The sequence below is a fragment of the Pseudomonas sp. 2848 genome, assembly GCF_003253945.1.
GTDB lineage: Bacteria > Pseudomonadota > Gammaproteobacteria > Pseudomonadales > Pseudomonadaceae > Aquipseudomonas.
Map to the genome: position 1 here is coordinate 47,701 of NZ_QKZD01000001.1, position 21,564 is coordinate 69,264.

A 21,564-nucleotide genomic window follows, 5' to 3' on the forward strand; every position below is an offset into this window, starting at 1 on the left:
ACCTCAGTGACCGATCGCGATATAGGGGTAGGTCGAGGTGGCGGTGGCCAGTCCGATGAAGCCAGTTTTGCTGAGTGAGCCGGGCTTGATGTTCATCACCTCTGCCGCCCCTGTCGTGTTCTCGCCTGTCCCTACATTCAGGACGAAGCAGTTGTTGGGGAAGGCGATTGGGAAAAGGAACTGCGTGTTGTTTTCCGAGATGTAGGCATTGCCCCATTGAACGACCAGCCCGCCCAGCCAACGCGGAAAGGCTATGTAGCCATTTGCCGATAGGCTGATGGAAAAGCCCCACCGTAGCTTTTGAGGGGGTACGATCAGGCTGTCGTCTACCCCAGCATCCAGTTGTTCCAGCGTGGCTATTGGTGCGATCCCCGCACTCTGAGTGGTCGCTCGCCTTTCGGTGTCGACCACTTGCGCAGCGGAACTAAAGACAATGGGATTTGGGCCAGGTGGGACATGCTGTACACGCAAACCACCGTTACCCGCTACAAGTGCAACGGCAGGGCGTGTGGTGTCATGCCGCATCCACTGGGTGCCATTCCAGTAGCAGTTTTGGCACAGGTGCGATTCGAGCTGGGCAGAAACAAATGCATAGCTTGCACCGTGAAGGTCATAGCTCCCTCCCGGTAGTGGGTTTAGATTGGGTAGTGCGTCAGTGATGCCGTATCCACTCAGGGAAGTTGCCTTGTCGGCCTTTTTGTTTATGGCCTTGTTGACTGTTGTAAGCAATTGGTCGATGTCGGCTGAGCTGTAGGTATTGCTGCTGTTTCTCACCTCGTCCGTGGTTGTCCAGGCGATGGGGTTAGCCCCGGCTTCCGCTCGCCTGACCAAGAGGGTTCCTGCGCTGGCAAAAAGTACGACTGCAGGCTTGGTAATGTCGTGCCGCAACCAGTTGATGCCATTCCAATAGCAGTTCTGACACAGGTGTGGTTCGACCTTGGCTGAGACGAACGCATAGTCGGCTCCGTGTAGGTCATAGCTTCCCGAAGGGAGTGGGTTCAGGTTCGGGAGCGCATCGGTAATGCCGTAGCTGTTTAGCGTGGTACCAATGTCGGCTTTCCTGTCCAATTCGCTATTCACCCAGGTACGACTGGCGAAGTGTTCCACTAATGAGCTGGTGATCGCTTCGACTGGGCGCCGGTCATGAATGCCTTGTGTTGTCACTTCGGCCAAGGTGATGCAGTAATGACGGGTGCCTAGCTTGTCGGTGTAGTCGTTTTTGGTAACCCCATTAGTGAAGCTATAACGTGCCACAACGTCGTTCAATTTCCGCTCCAGGGCCACGTCTATACAGATAGTGGTCGGCACGGTGGTGCCGGGTATGGTTACGGATGAAGGGTTATGAATCCGAATCCCCTCGATATAAGCCAGACCAGGTTTGACTTTGTAGTCGGTGCCAACCTTTTCTACTTGCAGGCCATCACCGAAAAAGCACGCTCGCCCATACACGTCGCGGTTGCTCAGGCGCTCGCGCTCGTCGATGCCTTTCAGGCGCACGGTGAAATCGTGCTGCCAGGTGCTGGCATCGATGGTGATGCCGGTCAGTTCCTGGGCGCCGCTGTATTCCACCAGGATATTGCGGGTGACGTTGTTGCCGATCTGCAGCGGCGGGATGTTGCGCCGTTTCTGCTGCAGCGGCAGGTAGGCCACGGCGAACAGCACGCCCTCGGCGCTTTCCAGGCCCATCCAGTTCCAGTCGAAGTCGCCGATGTCGCTGCCCAGCATCGAGCTGTAGACGACCTGGTTGGGGTTCACGTAGCCGCTGTTGCCCGCCGGGATGTCGTAGCTGTGCACGATCTGGCTGGCCGGCGGCTTGGTCGCGGCGCGGTCGACCGGCGTGTTCGGGTCGAGCCCGGGCACATTGGCGTAGATGAAGCGGGTGATCTGCAGGACTTCCTTGGCCCCCTGCTTCTGGGCGATCAGGCTTTCGCCGGCGAAAGTGATTCTGGCCACGGCGGGCTCCTAGAGCGTGGCGACCAACGTCTGCTGGTCGTCGTTGAATTGGACTGCGGCAATGCGCAGAGTCACGGGGGTGATGCTGACGAAGTCGTAGCGGCGGCAGGTCCGGCCGTACTGCTGGGTCAGCACCCGCAGCAGCTCGGGGTTTTCCGACAGTTGCGAGTCGGAAAGGCGCAGCAGGACCACATCCCAGTCGCGGTCTGGCATACGTTCGTCGATCTCGACATAGCCGACGCCGAGCCGGCGCAGGATGCGTTTGAGCCCTGCGGTGCTGCCGGCATCGACCGCGTTGATGAAGGCGAACTTCACCCGCAGACGGTACAGGCTTTCCGGCTCGTCCTTGAAGCGGGTGATATCGCGTTGCCAGGCGAGCAGGTCCAGCACGGTGAGGTGGCAGGTCTCGGCATCCATCTGCAGCAGCGGCCAGCGCAGCCACTCGGACACCCTGGCCCACCAGGCCTGGGCGGCGTCCTTGAGCTTGGTCAGTTCGGTGCCGGCGAGCCAGAACGGCAGTTTCAGCGGGCTCATACCAGGTCCACTCGCAGGTTGGCGATGCGCGCGATGCTCAGCGGCGAGACGATGTCCTCGTTGGCGAAGTGCAGCGATTCGATGTCGTCGAAGGCCTGGTGCAGTTCTTCGGCCAGGCGGCTGAAGGAGAATCGCGATTGTGGGTAGGTCAGCGTCGGGCGGTAGTCGCTGGTCGTGCTTTCACGGAACGCCGCGCGGATGAACTGGGCAATGCCTTGCTGCAATGCCTCGCGGCGCTTCGTCGTCAGGTTCGCCTGCGGCCAGACCGTCAGCGCGATGTCGTGCCGCGTCTCGGGCATGACCATCACCAGCAGGTCGTCGCCGTGGCCGTGGTTGCCCTCGTCGCGCACGTGGGCGTTGATCTGCGCCAGGTACGATTCCGCTGGCACGTCGGCGTCGAACAGCACGTAGGCGTTGGCGCTGCCCGGACCGCGCGGCGCGTCGTGGAGGAAGTACACGCCATCGGGGCGCACGCCCGGGAAGGCGGCGATCATCGCGCGATAGACCGCGTCGGTGTGCCATTGGTTGACCGCGCTGAACTGGTTGCGAGTGCGCAGGCGCAACTGCTCGTCGGGCTCGGGGTCGGCTCCGGGCGAGGTCATCCAGCCGTCGTCGTTGACCACCTGGACGATCCCCGTCACCGGCTCGGGCAGGATGGCGTAGTAGCCGGGCGCCAGGTTGTAGCCGCTGCCGACCTGCTGTGCCTGGACCTTGACCGACTGTTGCAGGCGACCGTCGGGGAACACCGCGTCCTCGATGGTCACCAGTTGGTAGACGTGGCCGTTGATCGCGGCGGATTGCACCACGACGCCGGCGCGCATCAGCAGCTCGCCGGCGCTGTTTTCACGGGTGAACAACAGCTGGCCCTGGGCCTTGGTCGCGCCCTTGCGCTCGATGTTCACCGCCCAGGACAGGCTGTCCAGCCAGGCGCCGCTGGCGGTCTTGACGAAGAAGTTGGGCAGCACGGTGTCGCTGATGAAGCCCACCAGCCAGAGCACCGGCTTGGTCACCAGCGCCGTCACCACCCGCCAGAACGGCGAGTAGGCGCTGGTATTGCTGAGCTTGCTGCCCTGGGCGACCACTTCGGCCTCCCAGGCCTTGTGCAGGGCCGCTTCGTTGGTGGGAATGCCGGCGTCGGCCAGCACCTTGCGAAAGTCCAAGTCGTTCACAGGTATACCTCGATGTCACCGAATTTCAGGGTTTTCGCCGTGACCCGGTACACGCCCGGCCGCTCTTGCAGGATGCGGGCGGTACCGGGCAGCAGGCGCTCGTCGTCCTCCACCAGCAGTTCCAGCTGCAGGATGCAGTCGGCCTGGCGTTGGCGGCTGCGCTCGGCCACCAGGGTCACCAGCAGGCCGCTGTCGCGGATCATGTGGGCGATGTCCTGGGCGATGCTGGCGCGGTCCTCGATCAGCAGCGGTTGATGGGAAGGGTCCAGGACCAGGTCGTTGTCGTGGATCAGCAGGTCGATGTAGTCGCTCATCAGCCCACCGCCATTTCCATCATCTGTTCGAGCTCCAGCGGGTTCATGGCCTTGCTGGTGTTGATCTCCACCTTCTCGACATGCATGCGCCGGTCCTGCGCCTGGGTGGTGTTCTGGATCTGGGTCATCAGGCCTCCCTGGGGAACGCTCGTCGGGCTGGCCGGCGAGAGGTTGAGTGCGGTCTGGGTCATGCGCTGGCGCTGTTGGTCGAGCTGCTCGATCGGCGTCATCAGCGGGGTGGGTGCAGGCACCTGCATCAGGTGCTTGATGGACGGTGGCTGGCTGGTGATGGGCAGGATGCCGATCGGCGCGACCTGGCCAGGCAACTGAGGCACCTCGGGCGCCTTTGGCAGATCGCCGAAACGTGTCTCGATGTTCACGCCCGGGATCTTGTTCAGCATCTCGATCAGGCTGTCCACCGCGCTGCGGAATATCCTGCTGATGCCGTCCCAGGCGCTTTTCGCGAAGTCCGCCCAGCCACTCATCGAGCCGAACATTTTGCCCAGTGCGGTGAATTGCGCGCTGACCCACTGGAATGCAGTGCTCTCGAGCAGGGCCGCCTTGAAGTCGTCCCAGTACCTGACGACCAGGGCGACGATCGTGATTAATACGGCAATGCCGGCGACAACGAGGCCAATCGGGTTGGCGTACATGGCCGCGTTGACCAGCCAGGTCACGGTTTGCCAGGCGAGCATCGCCAGGCGCAGGGTGCCGAGCACCGCGATCATGAGCAGTACCCTGCCGACCAGGAGCACGCATTGAATGGAGTGCAGGATGAACACGGCCAGGCTTCGCAAACCGGTCAGGTTGAGCAGCGCCCAGACGGTCTGCAGCCCCAGCATGGCGACCCGGGCGATACCGACGGCGACTGCCAGCGCGCTCAGGGCGGCGCCCATGCCGGCGATGATGAGTGTGGCAATGCCGACGACCCGGGTGATATTGGGGAACAGCTTGATCCAGCGGACCAGGGTCTGGGCGATCTCGACCAGGCGTGCCATCAGCGGTTGCAAAATGGGAATCAGCGCCTGGCCGAAGGCGATGCGCAGCCCTTTTACCGCAGCCCCGAACTGCTGCCAGGGGTCGACCATGGCCTTGGCCATCTGTTCGGCCTGTTCAAGGCCACGCACCTGGTCCAGCTTGTCGATGCCGTTCTTGAGACGGTCGGTGTCCTGGGCCAGGGCGCCGATGAGCTGGGCCGCCTCACCGCCGAAGGCCTCGGTGATCTTGGCGTTGGCCGCAGCTCCGCGCAGGTCGCCGAACCTACCCCGCAGCTTGGCCAGGATGTCCAGCATCGGCAGGACCTTGCCATTGGTGTCGGTGAACTTGATGCCGAGCTTGTCCGAGGCGTCCTCGATGTTCTCGAAGAAGGCCTTGTAAAGCCCACCGGCCGCGCTGCCGTCCATGCTGCCGGACAGGCTGCCGATCACGGCCATCTGCTCGGCCAGGCCGATGCCGGCGGCGGAAGCCTGGGCGCCGGCCTCCTTGAAACCATCCTTCATCTGTTCGCCGCTGGTGCGGAACAGCTGGACCGCCAGGGCGGTCTGCCCGCCCAGGATCTTGACCCACTGGCCCTTGCCCATGGCGTCGGCCTGCTGCTTGTGCAGGTTGTACATCGTGCCGACGTACTCGGCCATCACGCCCTGGTCGGACTTGGTGGCCTTGGCCAGCACGCTGCTGGCGTAGGTGAACGTGGCCAGCTGGGAGCCGGAAAGGCCCTTGATCGCGCCTTCGATCTTGTACGCCGAGGCGACGAAGTCCCGGGCGTTCTCGCCATAGGCGATGGAGAACGCCAGGGCTTTCCTGTTCAAGGCCTCCAGGGCGTCCTCGGCCACGCCAAGCGAGCGCACATCCCCAAGGGCACGGTTCATTTCCAGGGCTGGCTCAAGGAAGGTGCCAAAGCCGCTGGCGGAGTTTTGCAGCTTCTGCGTGCCATCGCTGATCTGCTTGATGGCGGTCTGACTTTTCTCGGTCAGCTTGTTGAAACCTTGGGTCATCCTCGCCAGCGGCGCGGTGACTTTGTCGGTCAGCGACAGGATGAAATCCAGCCGGCTGATTGCGGTGTTCGCGCTCATGGGATGTCAGCTTCCGTTGAATGCACGTGCGATGCCGTTGGCAATGGCGATTTCCATTCGCCGCCAGTGCTCGTCCTCCAGCCACTTGGCTGTGCCCAGGTTCTCGGGCGTGGCGGATGCACCGGGCAGCCAGCGTTCGGCCAGGGCCAGCAGCTGGCCCAGGCCGTCCTCGGTCAGTCGCTCTGCGTGGCCGAGCGCTTTTTTACGGTGACCTCGACGGTCGGCGCGTATTCCTCGACCAGGGCACCCGCCAGCTGGATGACGGTCATCGGGTTGGCCAGCAGCGGCTTGAGCTGGTCCTTGTGCTCGGGCTTCACGGCGGTGACCAGCAGGTTGTTGGCCGGTGCGACCTTGTTGGACGGGGTCAGGGCGTTGATGTACTTGGTCATCAGGGCTGGATCGACGGCGAAATCCAGGGACAGGTCGCCGACTTCCAGGGTGATTTCGGTGCGTTGGGTCATGGGGTACTACTCCAATGAAATACGGGAATCAAAACGAAGGGGTGAGCGCTGTGCTGCGCTCGTGGCGGTGCTGGCAGGGAACGCAGCGGCGCATGCCACCCAAGGCGCGGCGGGCCTCGGGGATCTCGTCGCCGCAGTCCGCGCAATCGGTGAGGCTCGGCCCAGTCGCCGCCCGTCGGTCACGCACAGCGGCGATCGCCAGATCACGCCTGAGCTGTTCCAGGGCCTGGGCGCGGTCGAATGGGCACACCATCAGCTCAGGCCCTCGACCTCGGCGAAGGACAGGTACGGCACGCCGTTGACATGGATGAAGTCCGGGCTGGTGACGTCGAACGGCAGCTTGTGCTTGGTCTTCTCGCCGCCCTTGGCGTCGATGTTGAGCAGGCTGGAGATCTTGAAGCGGCAGCCGAAGGCCTCGACGCGGATCTCGTCGGTGGGGGTCTTGGCGTAGAACAGCTGGTCGAAGGTGCCCAGCTGGCGGAAGCTACCGGCCTTGGCGGCGGCTTCGATGATCAGGTTGAAGTTGCTGGTGTCCACTTCCAGCTCGCCGCTGGCGGCCACGTCGCCGGCGACCCAGCCGTCCGGCACGCCCTTGGTGTGGGCCACGGCGCTGTTGTCGGTGATGTCGAGGGTTGCGCTTTCAACGTGGATCTTCAGGTCGCCCACGTTGATGTCGAAGTTCAAGCCACTGATCTTGGCCATGGGTTACTCCTGGTTGTCCTGGGAAAGGTCCAGCGCGATGTTCGCGGTGATGTCCTTGGGGCAGTTGTGCGGGCGGATGCGGATGAACACCTCCACCTGGGTGTGGCTCTTCCAGACGATGACCAGGTCGCCGTCGCGGGGCGGCTGGATTTCGCCCGGGAACACTTCGCCTGCGAATTTCACCGCCTTGGCCATGCGGCGCAGCGGCGCCATCAATGCGCTGGTGTTGGCGGCCATGCTGGCGGGGCTGTTGTTCAGGCGACGATCGCCGATACGGCGGATCAGCAGCGGACGGACCTGGCGGGCGGCCTTGTCGGCCAGGCGCAGGTATTCCAGGACCTGGAAGTCGCTGGCGGCAGTGTCGAGCATGTTGGCGTCGCCCCAGTACACACCCTCGTAGTCCGGGTAGGTCTGGGATACGGAGAAGCGTGCCTTGTCCAGCTCGCTGCGTACTGCCGAGGGCAGCGGTACGCCGTCCTTGTCCGCCGGCACGCTGCCCAGGCCCAGGACAGGGCCACTGGCGACGCGCATCGGGGTATCGGCGATGCTCCAGGCGGCATTGGCCAGGCGACCGGCGAGCACGCCCAGGTCGTTGCCGTGCAACTGCGGCACCACCACGACACGTGGCGCGGCGATACCGTCGGTGAGCGCCTTCTGCTCGAGCAGGTAGTCCGACCAGGTCACGGTCGGCAGGATGCCGGCGGACGCGGCCAGGACGAACGATCGGCGGCCATGGCGAGCGTTCAGCTGTTCGGCGGCAGTATGCAAGGCCAGCAGTTCCGCGCCGGCGGTCACCGGCTTGGTGACGACGATGCCTTCGACCGAGTAGCCGTGTTGCTGGGCGTACTCCAGGGCGCTGGCCCAGTCGCCTTCGGCGCCGATCGGCGCGGCCAGGCAGGCCCAGCGGCTGCCGCCGTTGGCGCGGGCGGCGATCAGTTGGGTCTTCAGGTCGCTGGCGGCCACGCCCAGCTCGTTGTCCAGGTCGCTGTCAGTGTTCAGGGCCAGCAGCTTGCCGACGTTCTTGGCGGCGGGGCCGATGAAAAGGAAGTAGCGTTCGATCTCGGTCACGGCGCCCTGGCCGAGGTTGAGATTGTTCACGCTGATTTTACCGAGTGCCATAGGTTGCCTCGTTAGCGGGGTGATTGAAGGGTTGTGCCGGAGCCTGCCAATCAGGTTGCCGGCGGGACGGGCGCTGGGCCCGGGTAACAGGTCAGGGGAGGGTGCCGCCCTGCACGACCACATCGCCTTGTTCGGCGACCCACAGGTCGTGGGGCTGGAATGACCAGGTCTTGCCGAAGACCTCGATTTCTCCGGCTGAGTCCTCGGTCAGGTAAAGGGGCTCGACGAACTCCAGGGCCAGCGACACATCCAGCAAGTCGCTGCCTGGGGCCCTCTGCTTGACGGTGAGCGTCGGTGCCGGAAGGGCGAACAGATGGCGCCCGGGGTCTTTGGCTTCCAGCCAACTCCCGGCGAGGGCCATCAGGCGTCCGGGGTGGCCGCTGTAGTCGTCGAGATCGAACAGGGCGCGGTAGCGCAGGTTGCCCATGTGCAGACCCAGCTCGGTCTGTGTCCAGGCCAGTTGCAGGTCGAGTTGCTGCGCCTGGGCATGCAGTTGTTCAGCGGGCACCAGCTTGCGTTCGAGCAGGTAGCTGGTCAGTGCTTTCAACTGGTTCATGGGGCTGACCTCGGGGCGGGGTTGCCTGAATAAATCATCGTTGAGTACTCGTGTGAGAGTTTCTGGCTCTGAGGGCGGCATTCCAAAAAGCCCGCCGTGCAGGCTTTTCAGTAATGCGCGTGGTCACCGCTGGCCACGACTGGTGACGCCATGCGGTTGCGCTTCGAATTGGTGACTCCGACCGCGGCCGTGTGCCCGCCGGATAACTGATCGTGGTGCTTTACGCTGCACACCCGGGCCAGTTGCCAACCCTCTGAACAGTCGAGGCCTGTTCATCGCTGCCTGTGTAACAACCGGTTGCTGTCCGGTTCGAGATACAGGTTATGCAGTAATGCATATGCAGTCAATGCGAAAGTGGAAATATTTATGCATAAAGAATTGCCGATATGCATGCCGGTTTTTGCGGGCGGGGGTTGTAGGGCTTTTCTGTGGGCGAAAAAAAACCCGCCGAAGCGGGTTTTTTCAGGAGCGCTGCATCAGACGTTGAAGCGGAAGTGCATCACGTCGCCGTCCTTGACGATGTAGTCCTTGCCTTCAAGGCGCCATTTACCGGCTTCCTTGGCACCGCTCTCACCCTTGAACTGGATGAAGTCGTCATAGGCCACCACTTCGGCGCGGATGAAGCCTTTCTCGAAGTCGGTGTGGATAACGCCGGCCGCCTGCGGCGCGGTGGCGCCCACGCGCACGGTCCAGGCACGCACTTCCTGCACGCCGGCAGTGAAGTAGGTCTGCAGGTTGAGCAGCTCGTAGCCGGCGCGGATCACGCGGTTCAGGCCAGGCTCTTCCAGGCCCAGGGCCTCGAGGAACATGTCCTTCTCCTCACCATCGTCGAGTTCGGCGATCTCGGCTTCGATCTTGTTGCACACCGGTACCACGACCGCGCCTTCTTCCTCGGCGATGGCCTTGACCACGTCCAGGTGCGGGTTGTTGTCGAAGCCATCTTCGGCAACGTTGGCGATGTACATCACCGGCTTGCTGGTCAGCAGGTGGAAACCGCGGATGACGGCTTTTTCGTCGTCAGCCATGTTCTTCATCAGGCTGCGTGCCGGCTTGCCTTCGGTGAAGTGCGGGATCAGTTTTTCCAGGATGGCCTTCTGTGCCAGGGCATCCTTGTCGCCGCCCTTGGCGTTGCGGGCGACCTTCTGCAGTTGCTTCTCGCAGCTGTCGAGGTCGGCGAAGATCAGTTCGAGGTCGATGATCTCGATGTCGCGCTTGGGGTCGACGCTGTTGGAAACGTGGATCACGTTCTCGTCTTCGAAGCAGCGCACCACGTGGGCGATGGCGTCAGTCTCGCGGATGTTGGCGAGGAACTTGTTGCCCAGGCCTTCACCTTTCGAGGCGCCAGCGACCAGGCCGGCGATGTCGACGAACTCCATGGTGGTCGGCAGGATGCGGTTCGGCTTGACGATCTCGGCCAGCGCGGCCAGGCGTGCGTCGGGCATCGGCACGATGCCGCTGTTCGGCTCGATGGTGCAGAAGGGGAAGTTCTCCGCCGCGATGCCGGACTTGGTCAGGGCGTTGAACAGGGTGGACTTGCCGACGTTGGGCAGGCCGACGATGCCGCAATTGAAACCCATGGGTATTCCCCTATCTAAAAGTGTCAGGCCTTCTGGCTGTGCAGTTCGCGCATCGCCTTGGCAAAGTCGCCGGCAAGCACGTCGGGCATCACGCCGAGGGCAAAATCGATGCTGGCGTCGAGCTTCTCCTGCTCGGCGCGCGGCGCGCGGCCCAGGACGAAGTTGGAGACCAGTTTGGCGTCACCCGGGTGGCCGATGCCAAGCCGCAGGCGGTGGAAGTCGTTCTGGTTGCCGAGCTGCGCGATGATGTCGCGCAGGCCGTTGTGCCCACCATGGCCGCCGCCTCTCTTGAGCTTGGCGACGCCGGGGGGCAGGTCGAGTTCGTCGTGCGCCACCAGGATCGCTTCCGGCTTGATGCGGAAGAAATTCGCCAGAGCCGCCACGGACTGGCCGCTACGGTTCATGTAGGTGGTGGGGATCAGCAAACGAACATCGTTGCCTTGATGGCTGAGCTTAGCCGTCAGGCCGAAATACTTCTTGTCAGCGGACAGCGAGACGCGCTGGGCGCTGGCGAGGCGTTCAACGAAAAGAGCCCCTGCGTTATGCCGGGTCTGTTCGTATTCGGGGCCGGGGTTACCCAGGCCAACGATCAACTGGATGGCGGTCACGTCAGGGGCTCTTCCTTGGAGTTGGTGGGTTACGGTGCGCGCGGCACTGTAACCCGATCAACGCCGGCGTGCGAGTGGATTACTCGGCAGCGCCTTCAGCAGCTTCAGCGGCAACGCGCGGGGCGTGGACGTTGGCAACAGCTTTGTCATCACCGTGGGCCAGAGCAACGAACTCTACGCCTTTCGGAGCTTTCAGGTCCGACAGGTGGATGATGGTGCCGACTTCGGCGTTAGCCAGGTCGACTTCGATGAACTCAGGCAGGTCTTTGGCTTCGCAGGAAACTTCGATCTCGGAAACGACGTGCGAGATTTCGCCGCCTTTCTTGATCGGGGCTTCTTCGCCGACGAAGTGAACCGGGACCTTGGCGGTCAGCTTCTGGCCAGCAACGACGCGAACGAAGTCGGCGTGCATGATGAAGCCTTTGGCCGGGTGACGCTGCATGGCCTTGACCACGACGTTCTGCTTGGCGCCATCGACATTCAGTTCGATAACGTGGCTGAAGGCAGCTTCGTTTTCGAACAGCTTGGCGATTTCCTTGGCCACGATGGTCAGGGATTGGGCTTCTTTATCGCCACCGTAGACAACGGCAGGGATGTTGGCGGAGTGACGCAGGCGGCGGCTCGCACCTTTCCCCAGGTCAGTACGCGCTTGGGCGTTCAGGATGAAATCAGTCATTTTGCTTCTCCAAAATAGCCCCCCGAGGGCGTTTGCGACCAGCGCCAACGGGGATGGCAAAAAAGCCCCGCCCCAACGAGTGCTGGGGCGGGGCGCTTCATATCAACACGTGTTCCGCTTAGCGGAACATCGCGCTGATCGATTCTTCGTTGCTGATGCGGCGTACCGCTTCAGCGACAACCGGTGCGATATCCAGCTGGCGGATACGGTCACAGGCTTGAGCAGCGGCGGACAGCGGAACGGTGTTGGTCACCACCAGCTCGTCCAGTACCGACTTCTCGATGTTCTCGATCGCGCGGCCCGACAGGACAGGGTGCGTGCAGTAGGCGTAAACCTTGGCAGCACCGTGTTCTTTCAGGGCCTTGGCCGCGTGGCACAGGGTGCCGGCGGTGTCGACCATGTCGTCTACCAGGATGCAGGTGCGTCCTTCGACGTCGCCGATGATGTGCATAACCTCGGAGTGGTTAGCCTTTTCGCGGCGCTTGTCGATGATCCCGAGATCAACACCCAGGGACTTGGCGACGGCGCGAGCACGCACCACACCACCGATGTCCGGGGAGACGATCATCAGGTTCTCGAAACGCTGGTCTTCGATGTCGTCGACCAGTACGGGCGAGCCGTAGATGTTGTCGACGGGGATATCGAAGAAACCCTGGATCTGGTCAGCGTGCAGGTCGACGGTGAGTACACGGTCGATACCCACGACAGTGAGCATGTCAGCGACGACTTTGGCGCTGATGGCTACACGTGCCGAACGCGGACGGCGGTCCTGGCGGGCGTATCCGAAGTAAGGAATCACGGCGGTGATTCGCGACGCTGAGGAGCGGCGGAAGGCGTCGGCCATCACTACCAGTTCCATCAGATTGTCGTTGGTTGGGGCACAGGTGGGCTGAATGATGAAGACGTCTTTACCGCGGACATTTTCGTTGATTTCAGCACTGATTTCGCCGTCGGAGAACTTGCCGACAGAAACATCACCCAGTGGAATATGCAGCTGACGTACGACACGCCGAGCCAGATCGGGGTTTGCATTCCCCGTGAAGACCATCATCTTGGACACGCGCAGTACCTGAAGGCTGAGGGTAACCTGGATGAGTATAAGAAATGGCAGGGGCGGCTGGATTCGAACCAACGCATGGCAGGATCAAAACCTGCTGCCTTACCGCTTGGCGACGCCCCTGTATCTGTTGCTGCGAATTCTTATGAACTCGACTTCTTGATCAGACTTTGCAGCTTGCGATGCAACATCGAAATATTGCTTCCTTTCGCCACAAACCCTGTTTGGGTCTCTGAAAGAAGGGCCAGAACTCTATCAGCTTCGGCTTTGCTTGGGAAGGCCCCAAACACACAACTTCCAGTGCCGGTCATTCGAGCTTCAGTGAATTTACCCAGTGAAATCAGCGCATTGCGAACTTCAGGATACCGTTGCTCTACTACCGGTTGGCAGTCATTTCGACTGTTTCCCTCGGGAACGGGGCGCATCTTAAGGGGGAGGGAATCACGTGTCAACTCTGGATGCGAAAAAATTTCCGCTGTGCTGACAGACACTTGCGGCACCAGCACGACATACCAGGGTTCGGCGGGGTCGACCGGGGTCAGTTGCTCGCCGACACCCTGTGCGAAAGCAGCATGTCCGCGGACGAACACCGGCACATCGGCGCCGAGCGAAAGGCCCAGGGCCGCCAGGCGATCTTCGTTCCAGTCCAGGTGCCACAGGTGCGCGAGTCCCAGCAGGGTAGTCGCCGCGTCGGAGCTGCCGCCACCGATGCCGCCGCCCATGGGCAGCACCTTGCGCAGCCAGATATCGGCGCCGAGCGGAGTGCCGGCCTGTGCCTGTAGCATCCGCGCCGCGCGGACGATCAGGTTGCTGTCGTGGGGCACGCCGTCAATTTCAGTCTGCAGGCGGATCTGGCCGTCGTCGCGTAGGGCGAAGCTCAGTTCGTCGCCGTGCTCGAGAAACTGGAACACGGTTTCCAGCTCGTGATAGCCATCGGCGCGGCGCCCAGTAATGTGCAGCCACAGGTTGAGCTTGGCCGGGGCCGGCAGTGTCAGCTTTTGCATCGAATCAGTGCCCCAGCTGGCGTGGCTGCCAGTCCTTGACCACCAGGGTCACGTCGATGTTCTCGCCGTGCAGCTTCAGGCGCTCGGGCAGCCAGTAGCCGTTCTGCTCCACATAGCTCAGGTATTCGACCTTCCAGCCGTCCTGGGCGAGGCTGGCCAGGCGGCTGTCGCCGTCGAGGGTCAGCTGGCTCTTGCTGTCCGGGGCGGGCAGGCCGCGCACCCACCAAACCAGGTGCGACACCGGCAGGCGCCAGCCCAGTTGTTCTTCCAGCAGCGCCTCGGGGTTAGCCGCCTCGTAGCGACCTTGGTTGGCGACTTCCAGCACCACGCCGCCGGGGCGCCCGGTCAGGCGTGCCGCGCCGCGGCCCAGGGGGCCGGCCAGGCGGATGTCGTAGTAGTCCTGGCGCTGTAGCCAGAACAGCGTGCCGCTGCCCGAATCACGCGGGGCGCGGATGCCGACCTTGCCGTTGATCTGCCAGCCGTCGAGATTGCCCAGCTGCTGCTTGTGCTCGCGCCACAGCTGCGGGTTGCCCTGGCCCTGCACGGCTTCCTTGCTGCCGAAACCGGCGCAGCCGGCGAGCAGGGCGATGAGGGTGAAGGTGATGCAATGACGCAGGAACATGGTTTACAGGCTCTCGGATCCGGTCAGGCGCAACAGTGTCTTGCGCAGGATGGGGCTGTCGGCCTGGGCTTCGAAGCCCTTGGCCCAGACTTGGCGGGCTTCGCGGCGTTTGCCGTTGGCCCAGAGGACTTCGCCCAGGTGGGCGGCGACTTCATGATCGGGGAAGCGTTCGAAGGCCAGGCGCAGCTGGCGCTCGGCTTCCTCGAGGTTGCCCGTGCGATAGGCGATCCAGCCCAGGCTGTCGAGCACGGCCGGGTCGTCCGGGGTGAGCTGGTGGGCTTTTTCGATCAGCGCCTTGGCTTCGCCGTAGCGGGTGGTGCGGTCGGCCAGGGTGTAGCCCAGGGCGTTGAGGGCCATGGCGTTTTCCGGTTCGCGGGCAATGATGGCGCGCAGGTCTTTTTCCATCTGCGCCAGATCGTTGCGTTTCTCGGCGAGCATGGCCCGGGTGTAGAGCAGGTTGAGGTCGTCGGGGTAGCGCTTGATTGCCTGCTCCAGCACCTGGACGGCCTGGGTTTCCTTGCCGTTGTTGCCCAGGCTTTCGGCCTCGATCAGGTACAGCTGGATGGCGTAGTCCGGCTGCGCCTCGCGGGCCTCGGCGAGCAGTTTCGAGGCTTCGGCGCTGCGGCCGTTGGCAATCAGGATATCGGCCTGGCGCAGTTGTGCCGGCAGGTAGTCCGGGCCGGGGCCGACCAGGGCGTACTCGCGCAGGGCGGCAGCCGGCTGGCTGCGTTCTTCACGGATGCGGCCGAGGTTGAGGTGGGCGGCATCGACATTGGCGTCACGCTCGACCAGTTCCTGCAGGTAGCCTTCGGCCTCGTCCCAGTGCTTGGTTTCCAGGCACACCAGGGCCAGCGAGTAGCGGATCTCGTCGTCTTCCGGGTATTGCTGCAGCAGGCTCTCGAACTCGGCCTTGGCGTCGTCGATGCGGTCCTGCTCGACCAGGGTGCGCGCGTAGGTCAGGCGCAGGCGCTTGTCTTCGGGGTTGTCGCGGATTGCGCCGCGCAGCAGCGGCAGGGCCTCCGGCCCGCGGTTCAGAGCCTGAAGCAGGCGGGCGCGTAGCAGCACCGGGGCGATCTCACCATTCTGTGGCGGGTGGGCCTCGAGCAGGTCGAGGGCTTGTTGCGGCTTGTCATCCTGGTTCAGCAGCAAGGCCTTGCCAAACACCAACTGACTGTTCTCAGGGTACTTCACCAGCAGGCGGTCGAAGCTTTGCATCAAGCCGTCGCGGGTATGCTGGTCGGTCTCGGCGGCCGACAGGGCGAGGAAGTCGAAATGGGTATCGCCCTGGCCTTGCAACACCTTCTCCATATAGGTCATGGAGTCGTCGTAACGCCCGGCGCGTGCTAGCTGGATGGCGGCGGCGCGCTGGGCGTCGAGGTTCTGCGGGTCGTTGCGGGCCCAGATCAGCGCGGTGTCCAGGGCCGGTTCGTCGGCGCCCAGGTACTCGGCGATGCGATAGGCGCGTTCGGAGACAGCCGGGTCCTGGGTTTTCTCGGCCTGGTCGACGTAGTTGGCCAGGGCGATGTCGAAGCGGTTGCGCTGGCCGGCCAGCTCAGCCACCAGCAGGCTGTACAGGGTGTCCTGCTTGAACGATCCGTACACCACGGGCTTTTCCGCGCTCTTGGCGGCTACGGGGGCGGGCGTCTGGACGTCCGTCTTCGGGGCCAGGCTCTGGCAGCCTTGAAGCAGGGCGAGGGCAAGCAGCAATGCGTAGGATTTGTTCATAGGGGCTTATAAAGAGGCTAAACCGGCGGTCGGAGCATGATGACACAAGCGCGATGGCAAACCCACCTGCGAAGGTCGTGGTGTGAAGCGGCGCTTCGGAGTATAGGGACAATGTATGGCGGTGGTGGTTCGCAAACGGCCTTGCGGCATCTTGCCCTCGCCCTCGCCGTTGCCGTTGCCGTTGCCGTTGCCGTTGCCGTTGCCCTTGTTTTTGCTTTTGCTTCTAGGTGCGCGGTAGTTCAGGCAACGCAAAATGCGACTTCAGGAGGCCGAACGCAGGTCTTGCGGAGGGAGGTGACGGGCATGGATGCCCGTCAAGCGCTGCGCCCCAGGATGGGGCGTTCAGCGCGGTCCTCCCGGGAGCAAGGCCGGAGTGAGGGGACCCCGGAGCGAAGCGTAGGGGCCGGATGAATGGAGCCGGGCGGCTTTGGTTACTTTGGCCGTCCAAAGTAACCCGCCGTAAGGGCGGAAAGGTAACTGTGAGTCGCCGCAGCGAATGAATGCGCATACAGCTTTCAATACACACGCTCTAAAAAGCCAAAGCCAAAGCCAAAGGCAGATAGAGGTGGCGGGACAGCCAATAGCCTGGCCGCATTAGCACAATAGCGAACGGTGGTTGTTCTAAAACCTGCGAAGTAGGACAATTATCGGCTTCACGTCCCAACCAGCGATCTTGCATGGCCTTTCTTGCCCTTGGTATCAACCATAAGACTGCCTCGGTAGACGTACGCGAGCGCGTGGCGTTTACGCCCGAGCAGCTGGTCGATGCCCTGCAGCAGCTGTGCCGACTGACCGCCAGCCGCGAAGCGGCGATCCTGTCGACCTGCAACCGTAGCGAACTCTATATAGAACAGGACCACCTTGCCGCCGATGCCGTGCTGCAATGGCTGGCCGACTATCACCAGCTGAGCCTCGACGAGCTGCGCGCCAGCGCCTATGTCCACGAGGAGCACGACGCGGTCCGGCACATGATGCGCGTGGCCTCCGGCCTGGATTCGCTGGTGCTCGGCGAGCCGCAGATCCTCGGCCAGATGAAGTCGGCCTACGCCGTGGCGCGCGAGGCCGGCACCGTCGGGCCGCTGCTCGGGCGCCTGTTCCAGGCCACCTTCAGTGCCGCCAAGCAGGTGCGCACCGATACCGCCATCGGCGAGAACCCGGTGTCGGTGGCGTTTGCCGCGGTCAGCCTGGCCAAACAGATCTTCTCCGACCTGGGTCGCAGCCAGGCGCTGCTGATCGGCGCCGGCGAGACCATCACCCTGGTCGCCCGCCACCTGCACGAGCAGGGCGTGCGCCGTATCGTCGTGGCCAACCGTACCCTGGAGCGCGCCAGTATCCTAGCCGAGCAGTTCGGTGCCCATGCGGTGCTGCTGGCGGACATCCCGCAGGAGTTGGCCAGCAGTGACATCGTCATCAGTTCCACCGCCAGCCAGTTGCCGATCCTGGGCAAGGGCGCGGTGGAGAGTGCGCTGAAACAGCGCCGGCACAAGCCGATCTTCATGGTCGACATCGCCGTGCCGCGAGACATCGAACCGCAGGTCGGCGAGCTGGACGACGTCTACCTCTATACCGTCGACGACTTGCATGAAGTGGTCGCGGAAAACCTCAAGAGCCGCCAGGGCGCGGCCCAGGCCGCCGAGGAACTGGTATCGGCGGGCGCGGACGATTTCATGGTGCGCCTGCGCGAGCTGGCGGCGGTGGACGTGCTCAAGGCCTACCGCCAGCAGAGCGAGCGCCTGCGCGACGAGGAACTGCAAAAGGCCCAGCGCCTGCTGGCCAACGGCGGCAACCCCGAGGACGTGCTCATGCAGCTGGCCCGGGGCCTGACCAACAAGCTGTTGCATGCTCCCAGCGTGCAACTGAAAAAGCTCTCCGCCGAAGGCCGCCTCGATGCGCTGGCCATGGCCCAGGAACTCTTCGCCCTCGACGAGGGCTCGACGGACAAATCCCCGCAATGAAAGCGTCGCTGCTGAACAAACTGGACACGCTCCAGGACCGCTTCGAGGAACTCACCGCGCTGCTCGGTGATGCCGAAGTCATTTCCGACCAGACGCGCTTTCGCGCCTATTCCCGCGAATATGCCGAAGTGGAACCGGTCATCGGGGCCTATAAAGAATGGCGCAAGGTCCAGGACGACCTGGAAGGTGCCCAGGCGCTGCTCAAGGACGCCGACCCCGATCTGCGCGAGATGGCGGTCGAGGAGGTGCGCGAGGCGAAGGAGCAACTGGTCGGTCTTGAGTCGACGCTGCAGCGCATGCTGCTGCCCAAGGACCCCAACGACGGGCGCAACGTGTTCCTGGAAATCCGTGCCGGCACCGGTGGCGACGAGGCGGCGATCTTCTCCGGCGACCTGTTCCGCATGTACTCGCGCTATGCAGAGAAGCGCGGCTGGCGCCTGGAGATCCTCTCCGAGAATGAAGGCGAGCACGGTGGCTACAAGGAGATCATTGCCCGGGTCGAAGGGGACAGCGTCTACGGCAAGTTGAAGTTCGAGTCCGGTGCGCACCGCGTGCAGCGTGTGCCGGAAACCGAGTCGCAAGGCCGTATCCATACCTCCGCCTGCACCGTGGCAGTGTTGCCCGAGCCCGACGAACAGGTGGCGATCGAGATCAACCCGGCAGACCTGCGCGTGGACACCTACCGTGCATCCGGTGCCGGCGGCCAGCACGTCAACAAGACCGATTCGGCGATCCGCATCACCCACTTGCCCACCGGCATCGTGGTCGAGTGCCAGGAAGAACGTTCGCAGCACAAGAACCGTGCCCGCGCCATGTCCTGGCTGTCGGCCAAGCTCAACGACATGCAGACCAGCGCCGCGCAGAACGCCATTGCCAGCGAGCGCAAGCTGCTGGTCGGCTCGGGCGACCGCTCCGAGCGCATCCGCACCTACAATTACCCGCAGGGCCGGGTCACTGACCACCGCATCAACCTCACCCTTTACTCGCTCGACGATGTTCTCGCCGGTGGCGTGGACGCGGTGATCGAACCGTTGCTGGCCGAATACCAGGCCGATCAGCTGGCTGCCCTGGGGGACTGAGATGACCATCATCGCCAGCTTGTTGCGCAATGCACAGTTGCCCGACTCGCCGACCGAACGGCTGGACGCCGAGTTGCTCCTGGCCGCGGCCCTGGGCAAGTCGCGCAGCTACCTGCACACCTGGCCCGAGCGCATCGTCAGTAGCGAGGCTGCAGCCGCCTTCGCCGGCTACCTCGAGCGCCGTCGCGCCGGTGAACCGGTGGCCTATATCCTCGGTCAGCAGGGGTTCTGGAAACTGGACCTGGAAGTGGCGCCGCACACACTGATCCCGCGCCCGGACACCGAGCTGCTGGTGGAGACCGCCCTGGAGCTGGTTTCGCCCAAGCCCGCCCGGGTGCTCGATCTGGGCACCGGCACCGGGGCCATCGCCCTGGCCCTGGCCAGCGAGTGTCCTGGTTGGCAGGTGACGGCGGTGGACCGAATCGACGAGGCCGTGGCCCTGGCCGAGCGCAACCGCCAGCGCCTGGGCCTGGGCAATGTCCAGGTGCGTGCCAGCCACTGGTTCGACGCCCTCGCCGGTGAGCGTTTCGACTTGATCCTCAGCAACCCGCCCTACATCCGCGCCGCCGACCCGCACCTGGTGGCCGGTGACGTGCGTTTCGAACCCAGCAGCGCACTGGTGGCCGGTGAAGACGGGCTGGACGATCTGCGCGTGATCGTCGCCCAGGCGCCGGGGCACCTGTTGCCTGGTGGCTGGCTGCTGCTCGAGCATGGCTACGATCAAGCCGCCGCGGTTCGTGAATTGCTGGTGATCGGCGGCTTCACCGAGGTGGTCAGCCGCGTTGACCTGGGTGGCCATGAACGCATCAGCCTGGGGCGCCTGCCATGCTGAGCGACCAGGAGCTGTTGCGCTACAGCCGGCAGATCTTGTTGTCGCAGGTGGATATCGACGGCCAGTTGCGCCTGAAGCACGGCAAGGCCCTGGTCATCGGCCTGGGCGGGCTGGGCTCGCCGGTGGCGCTGTACCTCGCCGCGGCGGGTGTCGGTGAGCTGCACCTGGCCGATTTCGACACCGTCGACTTGACCAACCTGCAGCGCCAGGTGATCCACGACAGCGACAGCGTCGGCATGAGCAAGGTCGACTCGGCTATCAGGCGTCTGCAGGCGATCAACCCGCAAGTCAGCCTGATTGCCTATCGCCAGGCGCTGGACGAGGATTCGCTGGCCGCCGCAGTGGCGGCAGTCGACGTGGTGCTGGACTGCTCCGACAATTTCGGCACCCGCGAGGCCGTGAATGCCGCCTGTGTCGCTGCCGGCAAGCCGTTGGTCAGCGGTGCGGCGATCCGTCTCGAGGGCCAGTTGTCGGTGTTCGACACGCGGCGCGACAACAGCCCTTGCTACCACTGCCTGTACGGCCATGGCAGTGAGGCCGAACTGACCTGCAGCGAGGCCGGGGTGATCGGCCCGTTGGTGGGGCTTGTCGGTAGCCTGCAGGCGCTTGAGGCATTGAAGCTGCTGGCGGGTTTTGGCGAGCCACTGGTGGGGCGCCTGTTGCTGATCGACGCCTTGAGTACTCGCATGCGCGAGCTGCGGGTCAAGCGTGATCCGGCCTGCGCCGTGTGCGCCACGCGCCATGGCTGAGCGCACGGCGCCGGTGGGCGTGATGGACTCCGGCGTCGGCGGCTTGTCGGTGCTGGCCGAAATCCAGCGCCTGCTGCCCAGCGAGACCTTGTTGTACGTGGCCGACAGCGGCCATGTGCCGTATGGCGAGAAATCGCCGGACTACATTCGCCAGCGCCTGCGGCACATCGCCGGGTTTTTCCACGAGCAGGGCGCCAAGGCCATGGTGTTGGCGTGCAACACCGCCACCGTGGCCGCGGTGGCCGACCTGCGCGAGCTGTATCCGGACTGGCCGCTGGTGGGCATGGAGCCGGCAGTCAAGCCGGCGGCGGCGGCGACCCGTTCCGGCGTGGTCGGTGTGCTGGCAACCACCGGTACCCTGCAGAGCGCCAAGTTCGCCGCCTTGCTCGACCGTTTCGCCAATGATGTGCGGGTGGTCACCCAGCCTTGCCCCGGGCTGGTCGAGCGTATCGAGGCGGGCGATCTGTTCAGCGAGCAACTGCGCCAATTGCTGTCGGGCTATGTGAAGCCGTTACTGGCGGCCGGCTGCGACACTTTGATCCTGGGCTGCACCCACTACCCCTTCCTGCGGCCAATGCTGGCCGAAATGGTGCCAGCTGAGGTGGCGATCATCGACACCGGGGCTGCCGTGGCGCGCCAACTGCAAAGGCTGCTGGAGGCGCGCGGGCTGCTCGGCGAGGGCCCGGCGCAGGCGACTGCATTCTGGAGCAGTGGAGAGCCGGAGCGCCTGCAGAAGGTCTTGCCGCTGTTATGGCATCAGCCGGGCAGCGTGCAGCACTTCCTGCCTTGAGCTGACCCAT

General features: G+C 63.7%; 23 protein-coding genes and 1 tRNA gene. 5 read left to right on the top strand and 19 right to left on the bottom strand.

Annotated features, from left to right (window positions below):
• Nucleotides 1-3: 3 nt before the first annotated feature.
• From DFS21_RS00240 to DFS21_RS00325, 19 genes are all read right to left on the bottom strand, one after another.
• Nucleotides 4-1,953: a phage tail protein gene (locus DFS21_RS00240; protein WP_110703014.1), complete on the bottom strand. Its 1,950-nt coding sequence runs from the start codon at nt 1,951-1,953 to the stop codon at nt 4-6.
• 9 nt (nt 1,954-1,962) lie between these two features.
• Nucleotides 1,963-2,487, bottom strand: a complete 525-nt coding sequence (locus tag DFS21_RS00245) for a phage tail protein (RefSeq protein ID WP_111531663.1) — start codon at nt 2,485-2,487, stop codon at nt 1,963-1,965.
• The gene (locus tag DFS21_RS00250; protein ID WP_111531664.1) at nt 2,484-3,656 is read right to left on the bottom strand and encodes a baseplate J/gp47 family protein; all 1,173 of its coding nucleotides are present in this window, start codon (nt 3,654-3,656) and stop codon (nt 2,484-2,486) included. The genes DFS21_RS00245 and DFS21_RS00250 overlap by 4 nt, the downstream gene beginning before the upstream one ends.
• Nucleotides 3,653-3,970, bottom strand: coding sequence for a DUF2590 family protein (locus tag DFS21_RS00255; RefSeq protein WP_046857148.1), 318 nt, complete (start codon nt 3,968-3,970; stop codon nt 3,653-3,655). Before DFS21_RS00255 ends, DFS21_RS00250 begins: the two co-directional genes overlap by 4 nt.
• Entirely contained in the window at nt 3,970-6,042 is a 2,073-nt protein-coding gene (locus tag DFS21_RS00260) for a phage tail tape measure protein (RefSeq protein ID WP_111531665.1), read from the bottom strand. The genes DFS21_RS00255 and DFS21_RS00260 overlap by 1 nt, the downstream gene beginning before the upstream one ends.
• A 6-nt stretch (nt 6,043-6,048) precedes the next feature.
• Complete coding sequence (locus DFS21_RS27130; RefSeq protein ID WP_156177691.1) at nt 6,049-6,195, bottom strand: hypothetical protein; 147 nt, start codon at nt 6,193-6,195, stop codon at nt 6,049-6,051.
• Nucleotides 6,196-6,215: 20 nt separating this feature from the next.
• On the bottom strand, nt 6,216-6,503 hold the full coding sequence (locus DFS21_RS00265; RefSeq protein ID WP_046857146.1) for a putative phage tail assembly chaperone: 288 nt from the start codon (nt 6,501-6,503) through the stop codon (nt 6,216-6,218).
• 28 nt (nt 6,504-6,531) lie between these two features.
• Nucleotides 6,532-6,756: a TraR/DksA family transcriptional regulator gene (locus DFS21_RS00270; protein ID WP_110703025.1), complete on the bottom strand. Its 225-nt coding sequence runs from the start codon at nt 6,754-6,756 to the stop codon at nt 6,532-6,534.
• Entirely contained in the window at nt 6,756-7,205 is a 450-nt protein-coding gene (locus DFS21_RS00275) for a phage protein (protein ID WP_046857144.1), read from the bottom strand. The genes DFS21_RS00270 and DFS21_RS00275 overlap by 1 nt, the downstream gene beginning before the upstream one ends.
• A 3-nt stretch (nt 7,206-7,208) precedes the next feature.
• Nucleotides 7,209-8,324 (bottom strand): DUF2586 domain-containing protein, encoded by a 1,116-nt coding sequence (locus DFS21_RS00280; protein ID WP_111531666.1) that lies wholly within the window; start codon nt 8,322-8,324, stop codon nt 7,209-7,211.
• 91 nt (nt 8,325-8,415) lie between these two features.
• Nucleotides 8,416-8,880, bottom strand: a complete 465-nt coding sequence (locus DFS21_RS00285) for a phage tail protein (protein ID WP_111531667.1) — start codon at nt 8,878-8,880, stop codon at nt 8,416-8,418.
• Nucleotides 8,881-9,356: 476 nt separating this feature from the next.
• Nucleotides 9,357-10,457, bottom strand: a complete 1,101-nt coding sequence (gene ychF, locus DFS21_RS00290; protein WP_023629554.1) for a redox-regulated ATPase YchF — start codon at nt 10,455-10,457, stop codon at nt 9,357-9,359.
• A gap of 23 nt (nt 10,458-10,480) precedes the next feature.
• Nucleotides 10,481-11,065 carry an aminoacyl-tRNA hydrolase gene (pth, locus tag DFS21_RS00295; RefSeq protein WP_111531668.1) on the bottom strand — a complete coding sequence of 195 codons (585 nt, stop codon included), beginning with the start codon at nt 11,063-11,065 and terminating at the stop codon, nt 10,481-10,483.
• Between the two features lie 79 nt (nt 11,066-11,144).
• Nucleotides 11,145-11,741, bottom strand: coding sequence for a 50S ribosomal protein L25/general stress protein Ctc (locus DFS21_RS00300; RefSeq protein ID WP_046857141.1), 597 nt, complete (start codon nt 11,739-11,741; stop codon nt 11,145-11,147).
• Between the two features lie 118 nt (nt 11,742-11,859).
• The gene (locus tag DFS21_RS00305; protein WP_016391678.1) at nt 11,860-12,801 is read right to left on the bottom strand and encodes a ribose-phosphate pyrophosphokinase; all 942 of its coding nucleotides are present in this window, start codon (nt 12,799-12,801) and stop codon (nt 11,860-11,862) included.
• Between the two features lie 45 nt (nt 12,802-12,846).
• A tRNA-Gln gene (locus DFS21_RS00310) sits at nt 12,847-12,921 on the bottom strand.
• 20 nt (nt 12,922-12,941) lie between these two features.
• Nucleotides 12,942-13,802, bottom strand: coding sequence for a 4-(cytidine 5'-diphospho)-2-C-methyl-D-erythritol kinase (ispE, locus tag DFS21_RS00315; protein ID WP_110703033.1), 861 nt, complete (start codon nt 13,800-13,802; stop codon nt 12,942-12,944).
• Nucleotides 13,803-13,806: 4 nt separating this feature from the next.
• Nucleotides 13,807-14,424 carry a lipoprotein insertase outer membrane protein LolB gene (lolB, locus tag DFS21_RS00320; protein ID WP_102683836.1) on the bottom strand — a complete coding sequence of 206 codons (618 nt, stop codon included), beginning with the start codon at nt 14,422-14,424 and terminating at the stop codon, nt 13,807-13,809.
• A 3-nt stretch (nt 14,425-14,427) separates the two neighbouring features.
• A complete protein-coding gene (locus DFS21_RS00325; protein WP_111531669.1) occupies nt 14,428-16,149 on the bottom strand; it encodes a tetratricopeptide repeat protein in 1,722 nt (573 codons plus the stop codon).
• A 677-nt stretch (nt 16,150-16,826) separates the two neighbouring features.
• On the opposite strand from DFS21_RS00325, the gene hemA reads away from it, so the two are divergent.
• From hemA to murI, 5 genes are read left to right on the top strand one after another with little or no spacing between them, the layout of a single operon-like run.
• Complete coding sequence (gene hemA / locus DFS21_RS00330; protein ID WP_111531670.1) at nt 16,827-18,104, top strand: glutamyl-tRNA reductase; 1,278 nt, start codon at nt 16,827-16,829, stop codon at nt 18,102-18,104.
• Nucleotides 18,101-19,183 carry a peptide chain release factor 1 gene (gene prfA, locus DFS21_RS00335; RefSeq protein ID WP_110703042.1) on the top strand — a complete coding sequence of 361 codons (1,083 nt, stop codon included), beginning with the start codon at nt 18,101-18,103 and terminating at the stop codon, nt 19,181-19,183. Before hemA ends, prfA begins: the two co-directional genes overlap by 4 nt.
• Before the next feature lies 1 nt (nt 19,184).
• On the top strand, nt 19,185-20,015 hold the full coding sequence (prmC, locus tag DFS21_RS00340; RefSeq protein WP_111531671.1) for a peptide chain release factor N(5)-glutamine methyltransferase: 831 nt from the start codon (nt 19,185-19,187) through the stop codon (nt 20,013-20,015).
• Entirely contained in the window at nt 20,009-20,764 is a 756-nt protein-coding gene (locus tag DFS21_RS00345; RefSeq protein ID WP_102685311.1) for a molybdopterin-synthase adenylyltransferase MoeB, read from the top strand. The genes prmC and DFS21_RS00345 overlap by 7 nt, the downstream gene beginning before the upstream one ends.
• Nucleotides 20,757-21,554 (top strand): glutamate racemase, encoded by a 798-nt coding sequence (gene murI / locus DFS21_RS00350; RefSeq protein WP_111531672.1) that lies wholly within the window; start codon nt 20,757-20,759, stop codon nt 21,552-21,554. The genes DFS21_RS00345 and murI overlap by 8 nt, the downstream gene beginning before the upstream one ends.
• Nucleotides 21,555-21,564 lie beyond the last annotated feature (10 nt).

Bases quoted from the DNA above. Each gene is read 5' to 3' on its own strand.
- prmC (WP_111531671.1), top strand. From the start codon at position 19,185: ATGACCATCATCGCCAGCTTGTTGCGCAATGCACAGTTGCCCGACTCG.
- hemA (WP_111531670.1), top strand. From the start codon at position 16,827: ATGGCCTTTCTTGCCCTTGGTATCAACCATAAGACTGCCTCGGTAGAC.
- ispE (WP_110703033.1), bottom strand. From the start codon at position 13,802: ATGCAAAAGCTGACACTGCCGGCCCCGGCCAAGCTCAACCTGTGGCTG.
- DFS21_RS00275 (WP_046857144.1), bottom strand. From the start codon at position 7,205: ATGGCCAAGATCAGTGGCTTGAACTTCGACATCAACGTGGGCGACCTG.
- DFS21_RS00245 (WP_111531663.1), bottom strand. From the start codon at position 2,487: ATGAGCCCGCTGAAACTGCCGTTCTGGCTCGCCGGCACCGAACTGACC.
- DFS21_RS00345 (WP_102685311.1), top strand. From the start codon at position 20,009: ATGCTGAGCGACCAGGAGCTGTTGCGCTACAGCCGGCAGATCTTGTTG.
- DFS21_RS00260 (WP_111531665.1), bottom strand. From the start codon at position 6,042: ATGAGCGCGAACACCGCAATCAGCCGGCTGGATTTCATCCTGTCGCTG.
- murI (WP_111531672.1), top strand. From the start codon at position 20,757: ATGGCTGAGCGCACGGCGCCGGTGGGCGTGATGGACTCCGGCGTCGGC.
- ychF (WP_023629554.1), bottom strand. From the start codon at position 10,457: ATGGGTTTCAATTGCGGCATCGTCGGCCTGCCCAACGTCGGCAAGTCC.
- DFS21_RS00270 (WP_110703025.1), bottom strand. From the start codon at position 6,756: ATGGTGTGCCCATTCGACCGCGCCCAGGCCCTGGAACAGCTCAGGCGT.
- DFS21_RS00255 (WP_046857148.1), bottom strand. From the start codon at position 3,970: ATGAGCGACTACATCGACCTGCTGATCCACGACAACGACCTGGTCCTG.
- DFS21_RS00285 (WP_111531667.1), bottom strand. From the start codon at position 8,880: ATGAACCAGTTGAAAGCACTGACCAGCTACCTGCTCGAACGCAAGCTG.
- DFS21_RS00265 (WP_046857146.1), bottom strand. From the start codon at position 6,503: ATGACCCAACGCACCGAAATCACCCTGGAAGTCGGCGACCTGTCCCTG.
- prfA (WP_110703042.1), top strand. From the start codon at position 18,101: ATGAAAGCGTCGCTGCTGAACAAACTGGACACGCTCCAGGACCGCTTC.
- DFS21_RS00325 (WP_111531669.1), bottom strand. From the start codon at position 16,149: ATGAACAAATCCTACGCATTGCTGCTTGCCCTCGCCCTGCTTCAAGGC.
- DFS21_RS00280 (WP_111531666.1), bottom strand. From the start codon at position 8,324: ATGGCACTCGGTAAAATCAGCGTGAACAATCTCAACCTCGGCCAGGGC.
- DFS21_RS00300 (WP_046857141.1), bottom strand. From the start codon at position 11,741: ATGACTGATTTCATCCTGAACGCCCAAGCGCGTACTGACCTGGGGAAA.
- lolB (WP_102683836.1), bottom strand. From the start codon at position 14,424: ATGTTCCTGCGTCATTGCATCACCTTCACCCTCATCGCCCTGCTCGCC.